The organism is Salinicola socius, assembly GCF_001937195.1.
GTDB classification, from domain to species: Bacteria; Pseudomonadota; Gammaproteobacteria; order Pseudomonadales; family Halomonadaceae; genus Salinicola; species Salinicola socius.
The window spans coordinates 22,244-44,536 of the sequence record NZ_MSDO01000011.1 but is presented as its reverse complement, the minus strand read 5'-3'; the positions used below and the strand labels follow the sequence as shown (position 1 = coordinate 44,536).

The 22,293-nt window shown below is 63.0% G+C and carries 19 protein-coding genes; 9 read left to right on the top strand and 10 right to left on the bottom strand.

Features of this window, described 5'->3' with window-relative positions; all coding sequences use genetic code 11:
* Positions 1–4 precede the first annotated feature (4 nt).
* The 5 genes from purB to BTW07_RS09295 all read right to left on the bottom strand — a co-directional run bounded on the left by purB (position 5) and on the right by BTW07_RS09295 (position 4,698).
* The gene (gene purB, locus BTW07_RS09315; RefSeq protein WP_075570014.1) at positions 5–1,369 is read right to left on the bottom strand and encodes an adenylosuccinate lyase; all 1,365 of its coding nucleotides are present in this window, start codon (positions 1,367–1,369) and stop codon (positions 5–7) included.
* Between the two features lie 66 nt (positions 1,370–1,435).
* Positions 1,436–2,080: a high frequency lysogenization protein HflD gene (hflD, locus tag BTW07_RS09310; protein ID WP_075569906.1), complete on the bottom strand. Its 645-nt coding sequence runs from the start codon at positions 2,078–2,080 to the stop codon at positions 1,436–1,438.
* A complete protein-coding gene (mnmA, locus tag BTW07_RS09305) occupies positions 2,077–3,315 on the bottom strand; it encodes a tRNA 2-thiouridine(34) synthase MnmA (RefSeq protein ID WP_110643069.1) in 1,239 nt (412 codons plus the stop codon). Before mnmA ends, hflD begins: the two co-directional genes overlap by 4 nt.
* Before the next feature lie 178 nt (positions 3,316–3,493).
* On the bottom strand, positions 3,494–3,943 hold the full coding sequence (locus BTW07_RS09300; protein WP_075569905.1) for an NUDIX domain-containing protein: 450 nt from the start codon (positions 3,941–3,943) through the stop codon (positions 3,494–3,496).
* 152 nt (positions 3,944–4,095) lie between these two features.
* On the bottom strand, positions 4,096–4,698 hold the full coding sequence (locus BTW07_RS09295; RefSeq protein WP_075569904.1) for a pseudouridine synthase: 603 nt from the start codon (positions 4,696–4,698) through the stop codon (positions 4,096–4,098).
* A 289-nt stretch (positions 4,699–4,987) separates the two neighbouring features.
* Here BTW07_RS09295 and clpS point away from each other — a divergent pair, with 289 nt between their 5' ends.
* Positions 4,988–5,317, top strand: coding sequence for an ATP-dependent Clp protease adapter ClpS (clpS, locus tag BTW07_RS09290; RefSeq protein ID WP_232823796.1), 330 nt, complete (start codon positions 4,988–4,990; stop codon positions 5,315–5,317).
* A 112-nt stretch (positions 5,318–5,429) separates the two neighbouring features.
* Complete coding sequence (gene clpA / locus BTW07_RS09285; protein ID WP_075569902.1) at positions 5,430–7,694, top strand: ATP-dependent Clp protease ATP-binding subunit ClpA; 2,265 nt, start codon at positions 5,430–5,432, stop codon at positions 7,692–7,694.
* A 181-nt stretch (positions 7,695–7,875) separates the two neighbouring features.
* Here clpA and infA read toward each other — a convergent pair whose 3' ends face one another.
* The 4 genes from infA to aat form a co-directional block, all read right to left on the bottom strand.
* Positions 7,876–8,094 carry a translation initiation factor IF-1 gene (gene infA, locus BTW07_RS09280; RefSeq protein WP_013332816.1) on the bottom strand — a complete coding sequence of 73 codons (219 nt, stop codon included), beginning with the start codon at positions 8,092–8,094 and terminating at the stop codon, positions 7,876–7,878.
* Between the two features lie 74 nt (positions 8,095–8,168).
* The gene (locus tag BTW07_RS19830; protein WP_158025874.1) at positions 8,169–8,321 is read right to left on the bottom strand and encodes a hypothetical protein; all 153 of its coding nucleotides are present in this window, start codon (positions 8,319–8,321) and stop codon (positions 8,169–8,171) included.
* Between the two features lie 43 nt (positions 8,322–8,364).
* Positions 8,365–9,123 (bottom strand): arginyltransferase, encoded by a 759-nt coding sequence (locus BTW07_RS09275; protein WP_075569901.1) that lies wholly within the window; start codon positions 9,121–9,123, stop codon positions 8,365–8,367.
* Positions 9,120–9,863: a leucyl/phenylalanyl-tRNA--protein transferase gene (aat, locus tag BTW07_RS09270; protein ID WP_075569900.1), complete on the bottom strand. Its 744-nt coding sequence runs from the start codon at positions 9,861–9,863 to the stop codon at positions 9,120–9,122. Before aat ends, BTW07_RS09275 begins: the two co-directional genes overlap by 4 nt.
* A 144-nt stretch (positions 9,864–10,007) precedes the next feature.
* On the opposite strand from aat, the gene BTW07_RS09265 reads away from it, so the two are divergent.
* The 3 genes from BTW07_RS09265 (at position 10,008) to lolA (ending at position 16,714) form a co-directional block, all read left to right on the top strand.
* Positions 10,008–12,044 (top strand): methyl-accepting chemotaxis protein, encoded by a 2,037-nt coding sequence (locus tag BTW07_RS09265; RefSeq protein WP_075569899.1) that lies wholly within the window; start codon positions 10,008–10,010, stop codon positions 12,042–12,044.
* A 212-nt stretch (positions 12,045–12,256) separates the two neighbouring features.
* The gene (locus BTW07_RS09260) at positions 12,257–15,928 is read left to right on the top strand and encodes a DNA translocase FtsK (RefSeq protein WP_425272027.1); all 3,672 of its coding nucleotides are present in this window, start codon (positions 12,257–12,259) and stop codon (positions 15,926–15,928) included.
* 129 nt (positions 15,929–16,057) lie between these two features.
* Positions 16,058–16,714 carry an outer membrane lipoprotein periplasmic chaperone LolA gene (lolA, locus tag BTW07_RS09255; protein ID WP_075569897.1) on the top strand — a complete coding sequence of 219 codons (657 nt, stop codon included), beginning with the start codon at positions 16,058–16,060 and terminating at the stop codon, positions 16,712–16,714.
* 122 nt (positions 16,715–16,836) lie between these two features.
* Here lolA and BTW07_RS09250 read toward each other — a convergent pair whose 3' ends face one another.
* On the bottom strand, positions 16,837–18,189 hold the full coding sequence (locus tag BTW07_RS09250) for a replication-associated recombination protein A (protein ID WP_075569896.1): 1,353 nt from the start codon (positions 18,187–18,189) through the stop codon (positions 16,837–16,839).
* A 367-nt stretch (positions 18,190–18,556) separates the two neighbouring features.
* On the opposite strand from BTW07_RS09250, the gene BTW07_RS09245 reads away from it, so the two are divergent.
* The 4 genes from BTW07_RS09245 (at position 18,557) to trmA (ending at position 22,171) form a co-directional block, all read left to right on the top strand.
* Positions 18,557–19,099 carry a hemerythrin domain-containing protein gene (locus tag BTW07_RS09245; protein WP_075570013.1) on the top strand — a complete coding sequence of 181 codons (543 nt, stop codon included), beginning with the start codon at positions 18,557–18,559 and terminating at the stop codon, positions 19,097–19,099.
* A gap of 109 nt (positions 19,100–19,208) precedes the next feature.
* Entirely contained in the window at positions 19,209–20,108 is a 900-nt protein-coding gene (locus BTW07_RS09240) for a LysR family transcriptional regulator (protein WP_075569895.1), read from the top strand.
* Positions 20,101–20,958, top strand: a complete 858-nt coding sequence (murI, locus tag BTW07_RS09235) for a glutamate racemase (RefSeq protein ID WP_075569894.1) — start codon at positions 20,101–20,103, stop codon at positions 20,956–20,958. Before BTW07_RS09240 ends, murI begins: the two co-directional genes overlap by 8 nt.
* An 88-nt stretch (positions 20,959–21,046) precedes the next feature.
* The gene (gene trmA / locus BTW07_RS09230) at positions 21,047–22,171 is read left to right on the top strand and encodes a tRNA (uridine(54)-C5)-methyltransferase TrmA (RefSeq protein WP_075569893.1); all 1,125 of its coding nucleotides are present in this window, start codon (positions 21,047–21,049) and stop codon (positions 22,169–22,171) included.
* The last annotated feature ends 122 nt before the right edge of the window (positions 22,172–22,293 follow it).

Below are 22,293 nucleotides of genomic sequence, written 5' to 3'. Positions count from 1 at the left end.
GGGATTAAAGCGCTCTGGCCTGATCGGCGGCGTTACCGATATAGCTCGCCGGCGACAGCGCCTTGAGCTCGGTCTTGACCTCATCCGGCAGGGCGAGCGTGTCGATGAAGGCGGCAAAACCGGCCTGATCGATGCGCTTGCCGCGGGTCAGTTCCTTGAGCTTCTCGTAGGGTTTTTCGATTCCGTAGCGGCGCATGACGGTCTGGATGGGTTCGGCCAGCACTTCCCAGCTCTGATCCAGATCGTCATTGAGTCGCTGTGGGTTGGCTTCCAGCTTGCCGATGCCCTTGAGTGCCGCTTCGTAGGCAATCAAACCATAGGCCAGCCCGACGCCCAGGTTGCGCAATACGGTCGAGTCCGTCAGATCGCGCTGCCAGCGGGAAATCGGCAGTTTACGCGCCAGATGATCAAGCAGCGCATTGGCCAGGCCCAGATTGCCCTCGGAATTCTCGAAGTCGATCGGATTGACCTTGTGCGGCATCGTCGATGAGCCGATCTCGCCGGCAACGGTGCGCTGCTTGAAGTAGCCAAGCGAAATATAGCCCCATACGTCGCGGTCGAAGTCGATCAAGATGGTATTGAAGCGGCTGATGGCATCGAACAGTTCGGCGACGTAGTCGTGCGGCTCGATCTGGGTGGTGTAGGGATTGAACGTGAGGCCGAGCGACTCGACGAACGTGCGGGCGTTGTCGGCCCAGTCGATCTCCGGATACGTTGCCAGATGCGCGTTGTAGTTGCCCACGGCGCCATTGATCTTGCCCAGCAATGCGACCGATTCGATCTGCCTGAGCTGGCGCTGCAGGCGGTAGGCGACGTTGGCCATCTCCTTGCCCAGCGTAGTGGGGCTGGCGGTCTGGCCGTGGGTTCGCGATAGCATCGGCTGTTCGGCGTGCTCGTGGGCCAGCCTGGCGATCGCATCATGGACCTTGCGCATCGTCGGCAGCAGGGCAGTGAGCCCATCGCGCATCATCAGCGCGTAGGAGAGATTGTTGATGTCCTCGCTGGTGCAGGCGAAGTGCACGAATTCGGTGACGGCATGCAGCTCGGCCTGATCGGCAATGGCTTCCTTGATGAAGTACTCGACGGCCTTGACATCATGATTGGTGGTGCGCTCGATGGTCTTGATGCGCTCGGCGTCGGTCACGGAAAACGTCTTGACCAGATTGTCCAGAAAGGCCTGGGCCTCCACGGAGAGCGGCGGCACCTCGGGGATGCCCGGATGCGCAGCCAGTCTTTCGAGCCAGCGAACTTCCACGGTCACGCGCGCGCGGATCAGGCCGAATTCGCTGAAATGCTCGCGTAGCGGCGCTGCCTTGGCGGCGTAGCGGCCGTCGACGGGTGAAAGGGCGGTCAATGCGGAGAGTTCGATCATCTTGGGTTCCCGAGGGCTCGCACGAGCACGGGGCTCGCGGTTAACGAATTCATGGGTTCGACATCAATTGCCGTCGAGCTCGCGCAGCGTGCGCTTGATGGCGCCACGCTGAAAGATCAGGCGCCAGCGCCGCCCACCTTGCTGATGCCACAGCAGGGCGAAGCGAACGCCGGCGAGCAAGGCAGTACGGATGCGTTCCGGCATGTGGCGGCTCTGCAGCAGGCTGGGTTCACCCTGCACCACGATCCGATAACGGAAGGTCGACAGGGTCTCCTGGTAGAGTTCGCCGAGGCTGGCGATCACGTTCTCGTGCGTTTCGCCGAAATGTTCGGCCTGGCCCTGGACTCGGCCCAGCCGCTGTCCGAGCGTGCTCATCATGGCGTCGTCCTTGCGCAGCCGCTGCATCAGCAGAACCATCGAGAAGCCGTAGCGCATCACGGCCGGCTGGGCGTGCTGACGAGACATCACTGCCAGCAAGGTATCGATCCCCAGGCGCAGGTTGTTGTGATGGCCGCCGTAGATCGATTCGAAGCTGGGCGGATCGGTCTCCAGCGTGGCGCGAAGCAGGGTGTTCCAGGCGCGTTCGTCGCACTGGCCGGTGCGGGCGAGCTGATCGACCACGGAGGCTGCCTGGAAGACGCCTGCCAGCGCCAGCGCCTGGCGACCCTGACTGTCGAGTGGTGCCGATTGAATGGGCGTTGGATTCATGCCGAACGCTGACTCCCCGTCGTGGCGTTAAGGGTGGCGGCGTCGGAGAGGGTATCGGCAACCGCGGCGCCGGCCGCCGCCTCGGCCGTTGCCGTGGCACGAATGACCGCGCCGCCGAGACAGATATCGCCCTCGTAGAGCACCAGCGACTGGCCCGGCGTGACGGCGCGCTGCGGCCGATCGAAGCGAACCTCGAGTTCGCCCTCGGCCAGTAGCGTGACCTCGCAGGGAACGTCCTGCTGGCGATAGCGAGTCTTGGCACGCAGGCGAGTGCTTGCCGGCGGCTTGCCGGCGACCCAGGTCGCCGGCTCGCAGTACACGACATCGCTGTAGAGCAACGGATGTTCGCCCTGAACCACGACCAGCACATTGCGCTCGAGATCCTTGGCGGCGACGAACCACGGGTCCTCGCTATGATCCTTGAGGCCGCCGATACCCAGACCGCGCCGCTGTCCCAGGGTGTAGTACATCAGCCCCATGTGTTCGCCGACCCGATCGCCTTCCGCGGTTTCGATGGGGCCGGGCTGGGCCGGCAGATACTGCCTGAGAAAATCGCTGAAACGGCGTTCTCCGATGAAGCAGATGCCGGTGGAATCCTTCTTGCGTGCCGTGGCCAGGCCGTGACGCTCCGCCAACGCCCTGACCTCGGGCTTTTCCAGTTCACCGACAGGGAACAGCGTGCGCGCGATGGCATCGCCGGGCACCGCGTGGAGGAAATAGCTCTGGTCCTTGTTGCCATCAAGACCCTTGAGCAATTGGGCCTGGCCGCTGGCGTCGTCGATGCCTCTACGGACGTAGTGCCCGGTGGCGATGAGATCCGCGCCGAGTCGCTCGGCGTAGTCGAGAAAGACCTTGAACTTGATCTCGCGGTTGCAAAGAATGTCCGGGTTGGGCGTGCGACCCGCCTGGTACTCCGCCAGGAAATGCTCGAAGACGTTGTCCCAGTATTCGGCGGCGAAGTTGGCCGTGTGCAGCTTGATGCCGAGCGTGTCGCTCACCGCCTGGGCATCGGCCAGATCCGCCATCGCCGTGCAGTATTCGGTGCCGTCGTCTTCGTCCCAGTTCTTCATGAACAGGCCTTCGACCTGATAGCCCTGCTGGAGCAGCAACAGTGCGGTCACGGAGGAGTCGACGCCCCCCGACATGCCGACGATGACTCTCCGAGCCTCCTTGGATGACAAGGCGTCTTCGCGGGAGGAACGCACGGTATCGCTGGGCAAGCTGGCTGTGGTCATGGCGATTTCCGAGGCAGGTGGGGGCGGGCGATGCAAATGGATTCGCCAACCGCTGGTGCAACGACGTTGTAGTCGACCGAATAAATGACCCCGGATTATAGCCGAAAGCGGACCGCGGCATCGAGCCCGGTCGTACTTGACGGCGGAGTAGGCTGGGGGCCGCCCGTGGCGAGTCGCGTCAGCGTTCGCGGATGACGTCCAGCGGGTAGCGACGACCATCGCGGGCATCGCGCAGTCGCTGCATCACGACCGGGCTGCGCAGGCGACGGTTGCGGTTGAGATCGTCGATTTCGTCATAGGTTAGCCAGTGGGCGCTGATGATGCCCTTGTCGAGAGAGTTGCCGAGGTGAGCCAGCGGCAGACTGAGGAAGGCGTGGCTATGGAACGTGATGCCATCCGAGGTCTGGTGAACGTAGAGTCCCAGATAGTCGGTGATGGCAACCTGCCAGGCCGACTCTTCACGAACTTCCCGTTCGGCGGCGGCGATCAGGCGCTCTCCTCTCTCCAGGTGCCCGGCGGGCTGGTTGAACAGACTGAACGGCCCGCCGCGATCCTCTTCCACCATCAGGTAACGACCGGCCCGTTCCACGACCACGGCAACGGTCACGCGGGGTGTCCAGCGATTCATGTCATTATTCTCCCGACTCGATACGCCCAGCTCGATACGTGTCTCCCCGACCTCGGGGCGCAGGGCTCAGGCCGATCATACCCGGTCTGGGTCAATTCGAAAGCCCGCTACCCGAAATGCCGTGGTCGGCGCGACCTGCCTGGACGCGTCGTTCAGTGGTTGCGACGTGGCTTTGAATGCTTGTCCGAGGCCGTCCGCGGCGGTCGTGCGGGGACATTGATGGTCTCGCTGCGCCAATCGCCTGGTGCCAGGTCGTCGAGTCGCCACGGCCCTATCGCGGTGCGGATCAAGCGTAGCGTTGGGTGGCCGACATGCGCTGTCATTCGGCGGACCTGCCGATTACGCCCCTCGCGCAGTTCGATCGCAAGCCAGGTCGTGGGTATCGATTCGCGGTAGCGCACCGGGGGAGTGCGGGGCGCGGGCTCCGCCCCGGTCAGGCGCCGAACCCTGGCCGGCCGGGTCGGGCCGTCCTTCAGCGTAACTCCCTCGCGCAGCGCCTTGAGCGCGTTCTCGTCCGGTTCGCCCTCCACCTGGACCCAGTATTGCTTCGGCAGTTTGTGCCGCGGGTCGCTGACACGATGGATCAAAGCGCCATCGTCAGTCAGCAGCAGTAGCCCTTCGGAGTCATAATCGAGTCGCCCGGCCGGGTAGATGCCGGGTATCTCGATGTGGTCAGCCAAGGTGCCTCGCCCGTTGTCATCGGTGAACTGGCAGAGCACGTTGTAGGGCTTATGCAGTAGATAGATTCGACTCATGTCGATCGTCGACGCGCCTCCGAGCTAGTGGGGTGGTGGCTTTCGACAGCGACATCGTGGCGGTCGGGGCCTGTCGTGACTATTTTGAATGAGGGCTTGCATACGAACCCCGTCGGCCGCATCTTCAAGGAACCTCGGGCCTCCGATGGTATCCAATACCTGACCTCAGTCCCAACTTGTACCCGAGCCGATGCATCCAGGGATTCATCCAGATTGTGCCAAGAACCGTATGTCAGAGATCGCAGACAGAGTGTCGACCTACCTTTCCAGGGAGCCGGTGCGTCTAGGAATGACGCGTCCTCCCGACCCCGATCATGAAGATCAGGGATATGTCGCCGAGCAGGTGTCGGACCCGCAACTGGTGCCGCCACCCATGTACAAGGTCGTGCTGTACAACGACGACTACACGCCGATGGAATTCGTCGTCGAAGTGCTACAGCGGTTTTTCGCCATGGATAGCGAGAAAGCCGTACAGATCATGCTGGCCGTCCACACCCAGGGCCGTGCGACCTGTGGCATCTTCACCCGCGACATCGCAGAGACCAAGTGTCATCAGGTCAATGAATACGCGAAAGAGTGCGAGCATCCGCTGATGTGTGACGTGGATGCCGCGGAATAAGTGGCGGACACACATCGTCAACGCTTTTGTCTTTGAAGACTTGCGGAACCGCTGATTGTGCCCGATTGTGAAAGTGCCGACCGATGCCCTCAGTGGCTAAAAGGGGACTGCCATGTTGAGTAAAGAACTTGAACTCACCCTGAACACGGCCTTCACCGTGGCGCGTTCCAAGCGACACGAGTTCATGACCGTGGAGCACCTGCTGCTGGCACTTCTCGATAATGCCTCGGCAGCCGATGTGCTGAATGCCTGTGGGGCGAATCTGGAAAAGCTTCGTGCCGATCTGCAGGATTTCATCAATTCCACTACGCCGCTGATTCCCGAAGAGCAGGAAGATCGGGAAACGCAGCCGACGCTGGGTTTCCAGCGCGTGCTTCAGCGTGCCGTTTTCCATGTCCAGTCCTCCGGCAAGAGTGAAGTGACCGGTGCCAACGTGCTGGTGGCGATCTTCTCCGAGCAGGAGAGCCAGGCCGTCTACTTCCTCAAGCAACAGAGCGTGGCGCGGGTAGACGCGGTGAACTACATCGCCCACGGCATCTCCAAGGTGGCGGGTCATGGTCAGTCTCAGCAGCCTTCCCAGGAGTCCGAAGAGGGCGAAGAGGCGGCCACCGAGAATGGTCAGAGCCCGCTGACCAACTATGCCACCAACCTTAACGATCAGGCGCGGCTGGGCAAGATCGATCCGTTGATCGGCCGCGACCACGAACTCGAGCGCGTGGTGCAGATTCTTGCTCGTCGGCGCAAGAACAATCCGCTGCTGGTGGGTGAAGCCGGTGTCGGCAAGACCGCCATCGCCGAAGGCCTTGCCAAGCGCATCGTCGAGGAAGACGTGCCAGACGTGATCGCCGACGCGGTGGTCTATTCGCTCGACATGGGTGCATTGCTGGCGGGCACCAAGTATCGCGGTGACTTCGAGAAACGGCTGAAAGGGCTGTTGGCCGAACTGCGCAAGCAGGACAATTCGATTCTGTTCATCGACGAGATTCACACGGTGATCGGGGCCGGTGCAGCGTCCGGTGGCGTCATGGATGCGTCCAACCTGCTCAAGCCGCTGCTCTCCTCCGGTGAGCTACGCTGCATCGGTTCGACGACTTTCCAGGAGTTCCGTGGAATCTTCGAGAAGGATCGCGCGCTGGCGCGTCGATTCCAGAAGGTGGATGTGCCTGAGCCGACCGTCGACGACACCATTCGCATCCTCAAGGGGTTGCGGGGCCGGTTCGAGGAGCATCACCAGTTGAAGTATACCGATGCGGCGCTGGAGAGTGCCGCTCGGCTGGCGGATCGCTACATCAACGATCGTCACCTGCCCGACAAGGCGATCGATGTCATCGACGAAGCGGGTGCGCACCAGCGTCTGCTGCCGCCGGAAGCGCGAATCGCGACGATCGATGTCGAGCAGGTCGAGGCCGTGGTGGCCTCCATTGCACGAATTCCGCCGAAGAGCGTCTCCAGCTCGGATCGCAAGTTGCTCTCCAATCTGGAGCGCGATCTGAAGATGCTGGTGTTCGGCCAGGATGAGGCGATCACCAGTCTGTCCGCGGCGATCAAGCTGTCCCGGGCCGGGCTCAAGTCGCCGGACAAGCCGGTCGGCAGCTTCCTGTTCGCCGGCCCGACCGGCGTCGGCAAGACCGAGGTCGCACGACAGCTGTCCCATCTGATGGGAATCGAGCTGGTGCGGTTCGATATGTCGGAATACATGGAGCGGCATACGGTATCGCGCCTGATCGGTGCGCCGCCGGGATACGTTGGTTACGACCAGGGTGGCCTGTTGACCGAGGCGATCACCAAGCAACCGCATTGCGTGTTGCTGCTCGATGAGATCGAGAAAGCGCATCCCGAGGTCTTCAATCTGCTGTTGCAGGTGATGGATCACGGCCGCCTGACCGATAACAACGGCCGCGAAGCGGATTTCCGTCATGTGATCGTGATCATGACGTCCAACGCCGGTGCCGAGCAGATCTCTCGTCGCTCGATCGGTTTCCAGACGCAGGATCATTCTACCGATGGTATGGAAGTGATTCGGCGGACGTTCACGCCGGAGTTCCGCAACCGTCTCGATGGCATCATCCAGTTCCATGGTCTCGAGCCGTCCATCGTGCGCAACGTCGTCGACAAGTTCCTGGTCGAACTACAGGCCCAGCTGGATGAGAAACGCGTACAGCTCGATGTCGATGACGACGCTCGCGCGTGGCTGGCCCAGAAAGGCTACGACCGGGAGATGGGGGCGCGGCCAATGGCTCGAGTCATTCAGGAGCAGCTCAAGAAGCCATTGGCGGAGATGATCCTGTTCGGCGATCTGGCCGACAATGGCGGCACCGTGCATGTTCGGGTCGAGAACGACGAACTGCAACTGGAGACCGAGGCCGAGGTCGCCTGACAAGGTCAGCGCCTTGCGGTGGAACGGAAACGACAACGCCTCGCCATGGCAACATGGCGAGGCGTTTTTCGATTCTTTGCATCTCTGCTCTCGTCTGCCTGACGCCCGACCAGGAGGTCAGGTATTTTCCCGGAAGGCGGGAGATCGCCGAGACAGGGTCACGCCGAGATGGGCCGCGGAATTAGCGAGAGCGGTAGACGATGCGGCCTTTGGATAGGTCGTAGGGAGTCAGCTCTACCTTGACCTTGTCACCAGTCAGGATGCGGATGTAGTTCTTGCGCATCTTGCCGGAAATATGGGCGGTCACGACGTGGCCGTTTTCCAGTTCAACGCGGAACATGGTGTTGGGAAGCGTGTCGACGACGACGCCTTCCATTTCGATATGATCTTCTCGTGCCATATAGGCGATCCCTCTTGAACGTTTGAGCATGGGGCTTGGTGTGAGGGCCTGGCATGGCGCCTTGCGGTCGGCAATCAACGTAAATCAACGCGAACGGCAGTGTCGCCATTCACGTCGGCATCGAGCCGGCCCGCCCTTGAGCCTCTGAAGTGCGCGATATTATGGGCCATCTCGTCGGGGAAGGCAAAAATACGCTTGAAATCGGGCCAGAATTCGTCCGCGGGCATGAGTGTCGTGACGTTTGCGACCTCTCCTGCCGAGCCGGTTGCGCTAGCGCAGGGCTGTCGCCGGGACCATGCGTTGCCAGCGCCCGCCGTTGAGATATTCGAGCGGCTGGTAGTCCTGCTTGTAACGCATTTTCTGGCAGGCACGGATCCAATAGCCGAGATAGACATGGGGCAATTGGCGCTCACTGGCCAGTTCGATCTGACGGAGGATGGCAAAGCTGCCCAGCGAACGTCGCTCGAAGATCGGATCCGGGTCGAAGAACGTATAGATCGCAGAGAGTCCATGGCCGAGCAGGTCCGTGGCGGCAACGGCCATCAACTGAGTGCCCAGCCGAAATTCCAGCAGATTGGCAAAGGGATGCGATTGGGTCAGGAACGTTCGGTACTGCTCCCGGCTGGGGGGGAACATGTCGCCATCCGCATGTCTGGCGTGAATGTAGCGCGCATAGAGTGCGTAGTGCTGCTCATCGAACTCGGTTGGCCGTACCTGCAGGGTAAGGTCGCGGTTGCGGTTGATCAGCTTGCGCTGTGTTCGCGATGGCACGAACTCTTCGACCGGAATTCTGACCGATGTGCAGGCATTGCAAGCCTCGCAATGGGGGCGATAGAGATTGCTGCCGCTGCGCCGAAATCCCAATAGCGTGAGGGCGTCGTAGACGTCGGAAGCTACGGTTTCCTGTGGGTCGAGAAACAGCGTCGTGGCTTCACGGCCAGCCAGATAGCTGCAGGGGTGGGGCACCGTCAGGAAAAAACGAAGATCGCGTGCCTGACGTTGCGGGTTGTTCGCATTGCCGCTGCTCACGTTGACTCCGTTGACCAGGGATCGGCCGGGTTGAGGGCAGTGAGATCGTTTTCGAGAGAAGCCTTGTTGACGAGGCTTTCGCTCCCGAGTCCGAGACTGTTCTCAAGATAGTCGAGGAACGTATCCCGGGCGATGTCTCTGGCGCCCATGCTGGCCAGGTGGGGCGTATGCATCTGGCAGTCGATCAAGGTGAAGCCGTGACGCTGGAGGCGCCGGGCCAGATGGACCAGCGCCACCTTTGAGGCATCGGGGACGTGGCTGAACATCGACTCCCCGAAAAAGATGCGGCCGATCGACAGCCCGTACAGCCCGCCGACCAGAACTTCTCCCTGCCACACCTCGACGCTATGCGCATGGCCCAGGTGATGAAGATCCACGTAGGCCTCGCGCATGGCGTCGTCGATCCAGGTCCCCTCGGCCTCGGCGCGGGTTTCGGCGCAGGCGGCGATGACGCGCTCGAATGCGTGATCGAAGCTGACCTGAAAGCCGCCGTTGCGCAGGCGTTTGGCCAGGCTTCGGCGAATGCGGATCTCCTCGGGGAACAGCACCATGCGCGGATTCGGCGACCACCACAGCACCGGCTGGCCCTCGCCATACCAGGGAAAGATGCCGTGACGATAAGCGCTCAATAGCCAGTCGGGCGTCAGCGCGCCGCCCGCGGCCAACAGGCCGTCAGGGTCATCGAGCGCCTGGGCGGCGGGTGGGAAAGCGACGATGTGAGGCGGTAACCAGGGCAGCATGCAGATGGCCGGATGAGAAAGCGGCCCCCAGCATAGCAAACCCGGATGGCGTCTTGCCCGGACACGATTTTGTCGTGACCGTCATCAAGATTCTCTTTGCGGCCGCCGATAAGCTCCTCGACTCCATAACTCGCGGAAAGATCCATGGCTGCACTCCGACAGCGCTTTCGTCACGCCAGTATCGGTACCAAGCTGGCCCTCATCGTCGCCTTGTTGCAGGTCGCCGTGCTCATGGGGTTGGCTTTCGCCATGGCCCAGAACAGCACGTCACAGCTGCGCGCGGCCACTGCGCATGAACTGCAAACGCAGCAGGACTCCATCGGAGACATGCTGTCGCTGTTCGATTACAGCCTGCAGCAGCAGGCGGATCGGTTTCTGAACATCTTCTCCGACCAGTACTCCGGTCGATTCGCCCTGAGCCCGGATCAGCTCGTCGAGGTTTCCGGACGTCCGACGCCGACGCTCAAGGACGGGCTGGAAGTCCTCAACGACAACACCTGGAAGCTGGATCGCTTCACCGCCCAGACGGGAACGCCGGCGACGATATTCGCCCGTGACGGCGACGATTTCGTGCGGATTTCCACCTCGCTGAAGAACGAGAAGGGCGAGAGGGCGATGGGAACCTTGCTCGACAGAGGCTCGAAGAGCTACGCCAAGCTGATGGCAAATCAGCCGTACATCGGTCTCGCCACGCTTTTCGGCATTCCCTACATCACCAAGTATCAGCCGATTCAGGATGGCGATGGCCAGGTCGTCGGGGCGCTGTTCGTGGGCGTGGACGTCAGCGCCGAGATGGCCCAGGTTCAGGACCGCATTCGGGAAATGGGGATCGGCGAGGCGGGTTACACCATGTTGATCTCTGCAGCCGGCGATCGCGCTGGCGAGGTGATCGCGGGCGGACCCTACGAAGGGCAGAATCTGTTGGACAGCGATAACGGAGCTGTCTTCAGGCCGATGTTCGACCAGGACTCCGGCGAGATCGACTACGCCGCCAGGAGCGGCGAAGAGCGGCTGGTTCTCTATTCGCGCTATCCCGAATGGCAGTGGGTCGTGGCCGGATCGGTTTCGGTCGATGAGATTCAGGCCGGCGTGGTCGCGGCGCGGAACCGGTTCCTGCTGATTGCGCTCGCCCTCGCGGCGGGCTTGAGCTTCACGCTCTACTGGGTCGTTAAACGGGTGGTGACACGACCCATGAATCGTGCCGTGGGTCTGGCGCAGGCTCTCGCAGAGGGCGATCTGTCGCAGCGCATAGAGACGCGTCGCGGTGATGAGATCGGCCAATTGGTCGGTGCCATGAACGGCATAGGCGATGGGCTCGAGCGCATCGTGGGCCAGGTGCGTGGCGCCGTTGCGCAGACCGAAAGCCATACCCGCGAACTGGCATCGGGCAATGGCGAGCTTGCATCGCGCACCGAATCCCAGGCCGCGAGCCTCGAGGAAACGGCTGCCAGTACCGAGCAGATCAATGCGACGGTGCGGCAGAATGCCCAGCGGGCGCAGGAGAGCGATGAGCAGGCCCGACGAACCGCAGTGGCGGCGGGTGAGGCGCAGGGTACCGTCGAGGCGACGGCCGAAGCGATGCAGCGCATCGTCGGCATGGCGAAGCAGATATCCGAGGTGGTCGGCGTGATCGATGGCATTGCCTTCCAGACCAATCTGCTGGCGCTGAACGCCTCCGTCGAAGCGGCACGGGCGGGCGAACATGGTCGAGGGTTCGCAGTGGTTGCTCAGGAGGTCCGCAGCTTGGCGGAGCGCTGCGCCACATCGGCCCAGCAGATCAAGGCGCTGATCGGAAAGACGGTGAACGAGGTCGACGGCGGCAACCTGCGTGCGGCGGAGGCAGGGCAGCGGGTCACCGAAATCGTGTCTCAGGTCGAGCGCATCAGCACGCTGATCTCGGAGATCCGTCTGGCGTCGGAAGAGCAGTCCCACGGGATCGAGCAGATCAATCTGGCGATCTCGCAGATCGACGAGACGACCCAGAGCAACGCGGCGCTCGTGCGCCAATCCAGTGCTTCGACGCAACAGCTGAACGAGCAGAGTCGCCAGCTGGCGGACACCGTCTCGCTATTCCGGTTGCGCAGCACGGTACAGGCCGAGCCGGAGTCGCCCGTTGGCGCCTTGCCGTCCTCCCGGGGTGCTCTGGCGCGAACGACGGCCGACGAAACGCTATCGGCTTGAGTGGATGCATGACAGATGACGGGTCTGGCGACCTGTCGGCGCCCCCTGTGATGTCGGCGCGCCCCCCGGTATGATGGCGGGTCGAAGAGGCCGGACCCGTTAACGGGTTCGGCTGTTGATCGCCAACGCCGTGAGCGGAATGGAATGCCGCCAGCGGTGTGGCCGTTGATTGCGCTACGCCACGCCAGACCAGGCGCGAGGGGGTTGATCAGTTGAGTGCCAAGAGTTCGGCCAAGAAGAGCCGTCGTTCATCTACGCAAGCGCAAGCCAAGGAGCAGGCCCGCCACGTGATCATGCGCCTACAGGGCGTGACACGTGAAGGTGCCGTGATTCTGCTGCTCGCCATTTGCGTCTTTCTGCTACTGGCGCTATTCAGCTACACGCCGACGGACCCCGGGTGGTCTCACAGCGGGCCGGATCAGTCGGTTTCCAACTGGATGGGCCGGATCGGCGCCTGGTTGTCGGACGTGCTCTATTCCCTGTTTGGTGCCAGCGCCCTCTGGTGGCCTGGCATGTTCGGTCTGGGTGCCTGGCGCCTGATGCGGCAGTCCCAGGTCCAGATTGCCTGGGACCCCATGGCGCTGGCCGTGCACACCGGTGGGCTGGTATTGCTGCTGATGAGCACGACCACCCTGGGCGATCTGCATTTCTATAACGCTTCCAGCGATCTGCCCAATCAAGCTGGCGGTATTCTCGGCCGAGGCATCGCCGGTTCGCTGACGTCGCTGGTTGGCGTGCGGGGCACCACGCTGATCGCGATCGCGGCCTTCATGTCAGGCTTCACGCTGTTCTCCGGGATGTCCTGGTTGACGGTAATGGATGAGCTTGGCAGCTCGCTCAACCGATTGTTCCAGTGGACGAAAGCCAAGGCGGGCGAGCAGCGCGAAGTGCGAGCTAACCGCCGTCTCGATAATGCCGAGGCACGTCGTGTGGCGGCTGACCATGATCGTGTCGACGACGTGGCAATCGAGGACGACGACAACGTGGCGCTGGAGGAAGCGTCGTCCGGCAAGACCGCATGGTGGGCCAGGTGGTTGCCCTGGAACAAGGCGCCGGATCTGGAGCGTTGGGAAGACGACGAGGGTGGCGCCCATGCCACCCGTCAGGAACCGGCGTGGGAGGATGCCGTCGGTGCTGCCGTCGACGGACACGAACAGCGCGGTAGCTCGATGTGGCGACATGACGGTCGCACCGACATTCCCTGGGACGTCCCGGCACGTACACCGTCCGCCAAGCGTCCCGAGTCTTCTTACACCGCTCGTCAGCAGCGTGACGAGTCTCGCGAACCCACTTTGGGTCGGACGCCGGATGAAGCCCCCGGCGTGTCGCCGCGGACGACACCGCCGACACGGTTCGCGGAACCGACATCGGCTCGGCATTTCTCTCCCGCTCAGCGCGCTTCCGACGAGCGATCCATCGACACGACGCCGAACAGAATCTCCGCGACCGATGGCGCCGAGAGTGTGGTCGCTGGTTCCTCCGCGATCTCCGCCGTCGAACCGGAAGGCAGGCCCGTTATCGAGTCGGATGGCAAGGCGGAACGGGCACCGTTCCGCGCCGACGTTACCCGGCGGCGTATCCCCGATGCTTTTCAGGCACCGGCAGGCGAGTTCGCCTCCGAGCCGTTCACCGATCGTGATGATGCCCCCGAGCCCACGCTCGTCGAAACGCCGCCAAGTCAGTACGAGCGTCGTCAGCAAGCTCCCGCTTCGGGGGTTGCCAGCGACGAGTCCGAGCGTGCTGCCCGCGAATCCGGGCTGTCCGCAACCGACGAGGACGCGCCGACGCATCAATGGGGCATTCGTGCCGAACGTCAGGAACCGATCGCCGAACGGCCTTCGGCAACGGCCACCCATGACCACGGGGCGATCATCGATACCGGTGAATCGACATTCGATACCGAGGAACCGGAGATCGATAGCGACGATTCGAGAGTCGCATCGCGGCAGGCGTTCCCGACCGAACCGGCAGACGATCAGCGCCGTCACCCGCGTGTGAACTGGCGAGAAGTCGAAGCGGACAGTGGTGAAATGCCTTCGGATCCGGGGTTTGCGTCCGGACCGGCGCAGGAGTCGGCAGGGGTGTCGGTCGAGCGAACCCAGCGTCAGGAACCGCGTTTCGACATCGCCGACGGCGATCGGGCTGCGGTGGAGGAAAGTCGCGGGGGCGCTAATGGTCTCGCGACGCCCGCCGCGACGCCCGCCGCGACGCCGCAGTATGCGCCCACGCCCACGCCCACGCCTACGCCTACGTCGAGCGAGGGGGGGCAGTTGGCGACGGCGGCTCAAGCCAGAGCGGCGGCTGACGACCAGCCGACGCTGTGGACCGTCGAGCATTTGCAAAGTCAGCGCCCGGTCATGGATGACATGCCGGAGCCGAGCGGCAATCTGCCCTCGATTCGGCTGACCACGCCCGCCGACCCCGAACAGCCGAACTACACCCCCGAGCAGCTGGCGGATATGGCCGATCTGCTCGAGATGCGACTGCGGGAGTATGGCGTCAAGGCGGAAGTGGTCGAAACCTGGCCCGGGCCGGTGATCACCCGCTTCGAGATTCGTCCGGCGGCCGGGGTGAAGGTTTCCAAGATCAGCAACCTGGCCAAGGACCTGGCGCGCTCGCTGATGGTCAAGAGCGTGCGCGTGGTCGAGATCATTCCCGGCAAGCCGACGGTGGGGATCGAGATTCCCAATCCCAACCGGGCGATGATTCGCATCCGTCAGGTGCTGGACTCGGACGTCTACCAGAATGCCGAATCGCCGGTCACTTTGGCCTTGGGTCAGGACATCGGCGGCAAGCCGGTGGTCGCCAATCTCAACAAGATGCCGCATCTGCTGGTCGCCGGCACCACCGGCTCGGGCAAGTCGGTGGGTATCAACACCATGCTCGTGTCGATGTTGCTGAAGGCGACGCCGGACGAGGTTCGCATGATTATGGTCGATCCCAAGATGCTCGAGCTTTCCGTCTACGATGGGATACCGCATCTGCTGGCGCCCGTCGTCACCGACATGAAAGAGGCCGCCAATGCCTTGCGCTGGTGTGTCGCCGAGATGGAGCGACGCTACAAGCTCATGGCGGCGATGGGCGTGCGTAACATTGCCGGCTTCAATGCCAAGCTCGACGAGGCCGAAAGCCACGGTGCCCAGGTTCAGGACCCGATGTGGGAGCCGCAGCCGTGGGAGATGCATCAGCCGCCACCGGTGCTCGGCAAGCTTCCCTACATCGTGGTGGTGATCGACGAATTCGCCGACATGTTCATGATCGTGGGCAAGAAGGTCGAAGAGCTGATTGCGCGCCTGGCCCAGAAGGCACGAGCGGCCGGTATTCACTTGATTCTGGCCACCCAGCGGCCATCGGTCGACGTGGTGACGGGGTTGATAAAGGCCAATATTCCGACGCGCATGGCGTTCCAGGTCTCCTCCAAGATCGATTCTCGCACCATTCTCGATCAGGGTGGCGCCGAGAACCTGCTCGGCCACGGCGACATGCTCTATCTGCCGGCCGGTGCCGGCATGCCGCAGCGCGTCCACGGCGCGTTCGTCGACGATGATGAAGTGCATCGTATCGTCGAGGACTGGAAACGCCGCGGCGAGCCGGAATACATCGAGGAGATTCTGTCGGGCGGGGTCTCCGCCGACGCGCTTGCCGGGCTCGAGGCCGACGGCGGTGACGGTGACGATGCCGAACAGGATGCCCTCTATGACGAGGCCGTGCAGTTCGTCACCGAGACACGGCGGGCTTCCATTTCCGCCGTCCAGCGTCGTTTCAAGATCGGCTACAATCGCGCCGCGCGGCTGGTCGAGGCGATGGAGCAGGCCGGTGTCGTCTCCTCGATGGGCAACAACGGTTCGCGAGAGGTGCTCGCGCCGCCGCCCCTCGGCCACTGATCGGGTGCCAGCGGCCGCAGGGTGAGATTAAACCCTACGGCCGTTTTGCTGTCTCATCACCACGATGATTCCACGCCATTGAGTCAAGATCGTCGATGCAAGGTCGTCGATTCACGATAAGGAATGCGCATGCGCAAGATGAAGATGTTGGCCGTTGCCGGTTCGTTGCTGTTGACGCCGGTGTTGATGACCCAGGCGGCGCTGGCGGATCAGGCCTCCGCCGATCGCCTGACCCATCTGCTCGAGCCGCTGAAGACCTATTCGGCGGACTTCACGCAGCAGATCCTGGATGCATCGGGTTCGAGTCTGCAGGACACCAGCGGGCATATGTGGCTGTCTCGTCCCGGACATTTCCGCTGGGCCGTGAACGAGCCGTATCGCCAGCTGGTGGTTTCCGACGGTGACGAGGTGTCGCTTTACGATCCCGATCTCGAGCAGGTCACCATCCAGCCGCTGGATGACCGCGTCACCCACACGCCAGCGCTGCTGCTCTCCGGGAGCGCCTCGGAGCTCTCCGACAATTACGACGTGTCGCGGCAGCAGCAGGGCGCCAGCGAGACCTTCACCCTGGTGCCGCAGGCCAACGATACCCTGTTCGAGCAGCTCAAGCTGACCTTCTACAGCGAGAAACTCGATGCGCTGCAGATGACCGACAGCACCGGACAACGCACCGCGATCGACTTCGACAATGCGCAGACCAACGTCGATATCGATCCCGCCCAGTTCCAGTTTCAGGCCCCCGAGGGCGCTGACGTGATCCGAGAGCAGTCGCCCGCGACGCCGTAACGCTTTCGTCCGTCAGTCGACTCGCCCCCGCCGTGGTTGCCACGACGGGGGCGAGTGCTTTTGGCAGCCATCACACACGAGCGGCTCTTGCTGATAGTCCCTGCCGCTCCGAACGTGGCGGATCAGGCGCCGCCGTCAGCCTGCCGATCCAGTTCCTCGCGCCACGCCTGCATCTGCTGGAAGCGCTTCTCCTGGCCGTAGTCGCTGGGTTCGTAGAAGCGGGTTCTAGGCAGCTCTGGAGGCCAGCAGTCGTGTTCGGCGCCGGCGGGATAGCCGTTGGGTTCGCTGTGGGCATATCGATAGCCGTCGCCGTAGCCCAGCGACGACATCAGCTGGGTCGGTGCATTGCGCAGATAGACCGGCACTTCCAGGTCGGGATGCTGGGCGACGAATGCCTTGGCCTGGCTCCAGGCCTGATCGATGCGATTGCTCTTGGGTGCGATCGCCAGGTGGATTGCGGCATGGGCAATGGCACGCTGACCCTCGTAGTCGCCCAGGCGTAGGTAGGCATCCCACGCCGAGATGACCAGAGGCAGCGCGCGCGGGTCGGCGTTACCCACGTCCTCCGATGCGATGGCGGCCAGTCGCCGGACGATGTCCAGCGGATCGCCGCCGCCACTGATGAACTGGGCAATGTAAAGAAGCGCCGAATCGGGGCGCGACGAGCGCACCGACTTGTGAATCGCCGAGAGCAGGTCGTAATAGTGCTCTCCCTGTTTGTCGAAGGCGGCGCCCTGATGGCCGATCACTTCGACCACGGCATCGCGATCGAGGTGTTCGCCATGTTCGTCGCTCTTGGCGAAATCGCAGGCGGTTTCCAGCAGGCCCAGGGCGCGGCGTGCGTCTCCGGAGGCTGCGCGAGCGAGAATCGAGAGCGTGTCGTCGCTGGCGCGAATGTTGCGTGCGCCCAGCCCCAGCGTCTCGTTGCCGAGGGCGCGTTTCAGGACCGTGATCAGCTCGCTCTCGTCGAGCGTCTTCAGCACGTAGACCCGGGCCCGGGACAGCAGCGCCGAGTTGACCTCGAACGAGGGGTTCTCGGTGGTGGCACCGATCAGGGTCAGCAGGCCGGATTCGACGTGAGGCAGCAGGGCATCCTGCTGGCTCTTGTTGAGACGGTGGATCTCGTCGAGAAACAGCAGCGTCTGGCGCTCGCGCATCTGGCCTTCCCGCGCTCGCTCCACCGCCGCGCGAATGTCCTTGACCCCGGCCATCACGGCAGAAAGCTGCTCGAGTCGTGCGCCGGAGGCCTCGGCCAGGATCTCGGCCAGCGTGGTCTTGCCCACGCCCGGTGGCCCCCACAGAATCATCGAACGCACGCTGGCGGTTTCCGCCATGCGTCGCAGCGGCTTGTCGGGCCCGACCAGTGCCTGCTGACCGATGTAATCGTCAAGCGTGCGCGGTCGCATACGGTAGGCGAGCGGCGCGTTGTCCGTGCGGGATTCGCCTCGGGAGGCGTCGTCGGCAAAAAGGTCCATGGCATCTTCCGGGCTGGCTGTCGGCAGCGAAAGCGTACATTTCGCTACAGCGATTCAGACGTTAGGCGTAGAGCGTTTATCGAAAAACCCGCTAGGGTAGGAAATTCTAGCGCGTCGCTGGAGGTAGACCCAATCGATCGTGGGAAGGGATGCTGGGCGCAACCGACCTGTTCTGGCTGCAAAGGCGCCTTGCTGGCGGTCGTTGTCCGATCTCCGGAGCGCGGACGATGCATTCCGGCACCGCCGTGCGCGTTCCGGATTCACGGTCACGAGTTCCAGAGCCAACTCCGAAGACAGACGCTACACTAGGCGGACACGGCGGTGTTACCCGACATCGCGCTTCACGGACAGGAGACTCACCATGCCCATGCTGACTCAACTGCGTCAGGACCATGCCAACATGGCGCGCCTGCTGCATGTGTTGCAACTCAAGCATAAGACACTGGCCGATGGCGAACGCCCGGACTTTCGGCTGATTCGGGAAGTCGTGGATTACATCCTCGACTACATGAGCGGTTTCACCATTCCGCTGGAACGCATCTGCAGCGATCGACTGGTGGCGCGGGAGTCGGAGATCGGCGATCTGAGCAATCGCCTGGCTGATGACTACCAGCATCTCCATCAGCAGCTGATGCAGCTGTCTCAAAACATCGACATGATCCTGATGGATGGGGTGATGCCGATGGACAAGTTTGCCGATGATCTCAAGTCCTATCTCGAGGCGCATCGAGCCTACCTGCGTGCCGAGCGTGAAGAGCTGTTTCCGCTGATTCGCGAACATTTCGACGAAGAGGATCTGGCGCGGCTTGCCCAGGAGCTGCCGCCTCAGGCGGGCGCCGAGCTGGCGCGTTTGCAGGAGGCCTATCCGGAGCTCTACACGGAATTCCGAGAGGCACCGTCACCGCTGTAGCCTGAACGTCATCCACCGCCGAACCTGTCATTCTCCCGACGACGATCGCCACTGCGCGATCGTCGCCGCTTGCGTAGAATGAGCCACAGGAACGGGGACAGGAGGCAGGATGGATCGACTGCAGGCGATGCAGGTATTTCGTGCGGTCATCGACGCCGGTAGCTTCGCCGGTGGAGCTCGGCGTCTGGGCGTCTCCAACGCCATGGTCAGCAAGCAGGTGTCCCGGCTGGAAGAGGCCCTCGGAGTGCGGCTGCTGGTGCGCACCACGCGGCGCCTACAGCTCACCGCGGAAGGAGAGCGTTACCTGACGACGGCCAGTCGCCTGCTCGACGAGTTGCAGGAACTGGAAGCGGGGATCGGCGAACAGCGCGGCGAAGTGCGGGGTCGTCTACGGCTCTCGGCACCGGTGGATTTCGGCGCCCGTTCGCTGATGCCGGCACTGCAGGCTTTCGAGGCGGCACATCCGGCGGTTTCGCTCGATCTGGTGCTGGAGGACCGGCGAGTCGATCCGCTGGCCGAGGATTTCGATCTGGTCGTGCGCATCGGCGAGCTGGAGGATTCCTGCCTGATCGCACGGCCGCTGATGCGGATGCCGATGCATCTGTACGCCTCGCCGGGCTATCTCGAGCACCATGGTACGCCGCAGCATCCCCGGGATCTCAAGGATCATCGCTGCCTGTACTACACCCTGTCCCGACACGGGCTTCACTGGCCGTTCATGGTCGATGGCGAGCTCCATCGCTTTCGGCTGCAGCCGGCGCTCTCCTGCAATAACGGCCGCGCGCTGGTCGAAGCGGCCGTGCTGGGCATGGGGCTGACACTAAAGCCCGCATCGCTGGCGGCAGCGGAAGAGAGGAGCGGACAGCTGGTTCGTGTACTCGAGGCATTCGAGATGCCGCCGCTCGACGTTCACCTGTTGTACGCCGAGCGCGATTACATGCCAGCTCGCCTGCGTGCGCTGATCGACGCCCTGCTCGACTATTTCGGTGGCGGCACGCCATATGATTGATGCGCTGATTTTCGATTCGGGGGCGGGGGGGCTTTCGGTCAGCGCCGATATTCGTCGTCGGATGCCGTGGCTATCCTTGGGCTACGTCTGTGACAATGCCGCACTGCCTTACGGTACAAAGGACGAGGTCTGGTTGTTGGCGCGGATCGTTGCCGTTTGCATCCGCGCCTGTCAGCAGGCTCGACCCCGCGCCTTGGTAGTGGCGTGCAACACGGCCAGCACCCTGGCGCTGGAGGCGCTCAGGGCTCGGCTGTCGATACCGGTCATCGGTACCGTTCCGGCGATCAAGCCTGCCGCGGAGATGACCCGAAGCCGCGCGATCGGCCTGCTCGCTACGCACGCAACCGTTCATCGCCCTTATCTGGATAGGCTGATCGCCGACCACGCGCCTGACTGTCGGGTTGTCCGCGTGGCCGCTGACGCACTGGTCATCGAGGCCGAACATCGGCTTCAGGGGCGGGCGGTGGATCTCGAGCGGCTGCATCAGGCCGTCGAACCGCTCAGGGTCGCGCCAGACGTCGATGTCGTGGTGCTGGGCTGCACGCATTTCCCGCTGCTGCGTGACTGCCTGGCGCCCTTGATGCCGCCGGAGGTCGCCTGGATCGACTCGGGGCAAGCCATCGCCAGGCGTCTCGAGTCCGTGCTCGCCAACGGGCCGATGACTGGTGTGACGACGGCTGCGACAGGGGGGGCGGTCGAAGAATCCAGGCTCGGTAGAGGCGTCACGCGCATGGGTTTCGATTTCAGCTGGGCCACGGCTGCCACGGTCCAGGGATTGGCGGCGGCGCTGGCGCGCTATGGCTATGCGCCGCCCGCCGCGCTCGAGGTGGCATCACCGAAGGTGCCGTAGCCGCGAGGCCGGGATCTCTCCTGTCGACTACCGATTGGCCCGGTTGCCGATGGCCTGATTCAAAGACTTCTTGTTAAGGACTGATGGTTTGGTGATCTTCGATATTGATCCTTCTGGTTACGACGCGCAGCTCGAGGCCAAGCGCGAACGCATCGAACGACAGTTCGCTCGCTTCTCGCCGCCGCCGCTGGAGGTGTTCGCGTCGCCGCCGTCGCACTACCGGATGCGGGCCGAATTCCGGATCTGGCACGAGGGGGACGATCTTTTCTACGCGATGTTCGAGGCCGACCCGGAAGCGCCGCTTCAGCGAGGGCGCGTCGCTCAACGCATCATCCGTGTCGACCGGTTTCCGGTTGCCGGCGAGCGCATCAATGAATTGATGCCACAGCTTTTGGACGCGATCCGGGACGAGCCACTGATGCGGCGAAAGCTGTTCCAGGTCGAGTTCCTCACCACGTTGAGCGGTGAGTCGCTGGTCACGATGATCTATCACAAGCCGCTCGATGACGCTTGGGAAACCCGGGCTCGCGAGCTGCAGGCCGAGCTTGGCGTAGCGCTGATCGGGCGCTCCCGCAAGCAGCGTCTGGTGCTGGACCGTGACCACGTCTGGGAGCGCCTGGAGGTGGAGGGTCGCGAGTTTCGCTATCAGCAGGTCGAGAACAGCTTCACCCAGCCCAATGCCGAGATCTGTCGTTCGATGCTGAGCTGGGCGCGGAGTGTGACCCGCGAAAGCGAGGGCGATCTGGTCGAGCTCTACTGTGGCAATGGCAACTTCACGGTGGCGCTTGCAGAGAATTTCCGACGTGTCGTCGCCACCGAGATCTCGCGGACCTCGGTCGCCTCTGCACAGGCCAACCTCGAGGCCAACGGTATCGACAACGTGCATGTGGCGCGGATGTCGGCCGAAGAGTTCGCTCAGGCGTTGATCGGGGAAAAGCAGGGGCGCCGAGTGGCGGCCATGGATCTCGACGAATGCGACTTTTCCACCGTACTGGTGGATCCGCCGCGGGCCGGTCTGGACGCGGAGAGCTGCGCGCCGCTGATGCGCTATTCCCGCATCGTCTATATTTCATGCAACCCCGATACGTTGGCGGTCAATCTCGAACAGTTGAGTCAGACGCACCGGGTGGTCCGGATGGCGTTGTTTGACCAATTCCCCTGGACCGACCACTGTGAGTGCGGGGTATTGCTCGAGCGTCTGCCCAACGCGTGATTCGAAGTGCCATGTCGCCAGCGACATGGCTCAACGACGAGACTTGTCAACCGTTGGCGTGCTCGCGAAGTGCCGCCGGTGATGCATAACCGACATGCGTCATGACGAAGCTTCAACTGAGT

Bases quoted from the DNA above. Each gene is read 5' to 3' on its own strand.
- hflD (WP_075569906.1), bottom strand. From the start codon at position 2,080: ATGAATCCAACGCCCATTCAATCGGCACCACTCGACAGTCAGGGTCGC.
- mnmA (WP_110643069.1), bottom strand. From the start codon at position 3,315: ATGACCACAGCCAGCTTGCCCAGCGATACCGTGCGTTCCTCCCGCGAA.
- BTW07_RS19830 (WP_158025874.1), bottom strand. From the start codon at position 8,321: ATGCCCGCGGACGAATTCTGGCCCGATTTCAAGCGTATTTTTGCCTTC.
- BTW07_RS09245 (WP_075570013.1), top strand. From the start codon at position 18,557: ATGCTGACTCAACTGCGTCAGGACCATGCCAACATGGCGCGCCTGCTG.
- BTW07_RS09265 (WP_075569899.1), top strand. From the start codon at position 10,008: ATGGCTGCACTCCGACAGCGCTTTCGTCACGCCAGTATCGGTACCAAG.
- clpA (WP_075569902.1), top strand. From the start codon at position 5,430: ATGTTGAGTAAAGAACTTGAACTCACCCTGAACACGGCCTTCACCGTG.
- aat (WP_075569900.1), bottom strand. From the start codon at position 9,863: ATGCTGCCCTGGTTACCGCCTCACATCGTCGCTTTCCCACCCGCCGCC.
- BTW07_RS09295 (WP_075569904.1), bottom strand. From the start codon at position 4,698: ATGAGTCGAATCTATCTACTGCATAAGCCCTACAACGTGCTCTGCCAG.
- BTW07_RS09300 (WP_075569905.1), bottom strand. From the start codon at position 3,943: ATGAATCGCTGGACACCCCGCGTGACCGTTGCCGTGGTCGTGGAACGG.
- clpS (WP_232823796.1), top strand. From the start codon at position 4,988: ATGACGCGTCCTCCCGACCCCGATCATGAAGATCAGGGATATGTCGCC.
- infA (WP_013332816.1), bottom strand. From the start codon at position 8,094: ATGGCACGAGAAGATCATATCGAAATGGAAGGCGTCGTCGTCGACACG.
- murI (WP_075569894.1), top strand. From the start codon at position 20,101: ATGATTGATGCGCTGATTTTCGATTCGGGGGCGGGGGGGCTTTCGGTC.
- lolA (WP_075569897.1), top strand. From the start codon at position 16,058: ATGCGCAAGATGAAGATGTTGGCCGTTGCCGGTTCGTTGCTGTTGACG.
- BTW07_RS09240 (WP_075569895.1), top strand. From the start codon at position 19,209: ATGGATCGACTGCAGGCGATGCAGGTATTTCGTGCGGTCATCGACGCC.
- BTW07_RS09250 (WP_075569896.1), bottom strand. From the start codon at position 18,189: ATGGACCTTTTTGCCGACGACGCCTCCCGAGGCGAATCCCGCACGGAC.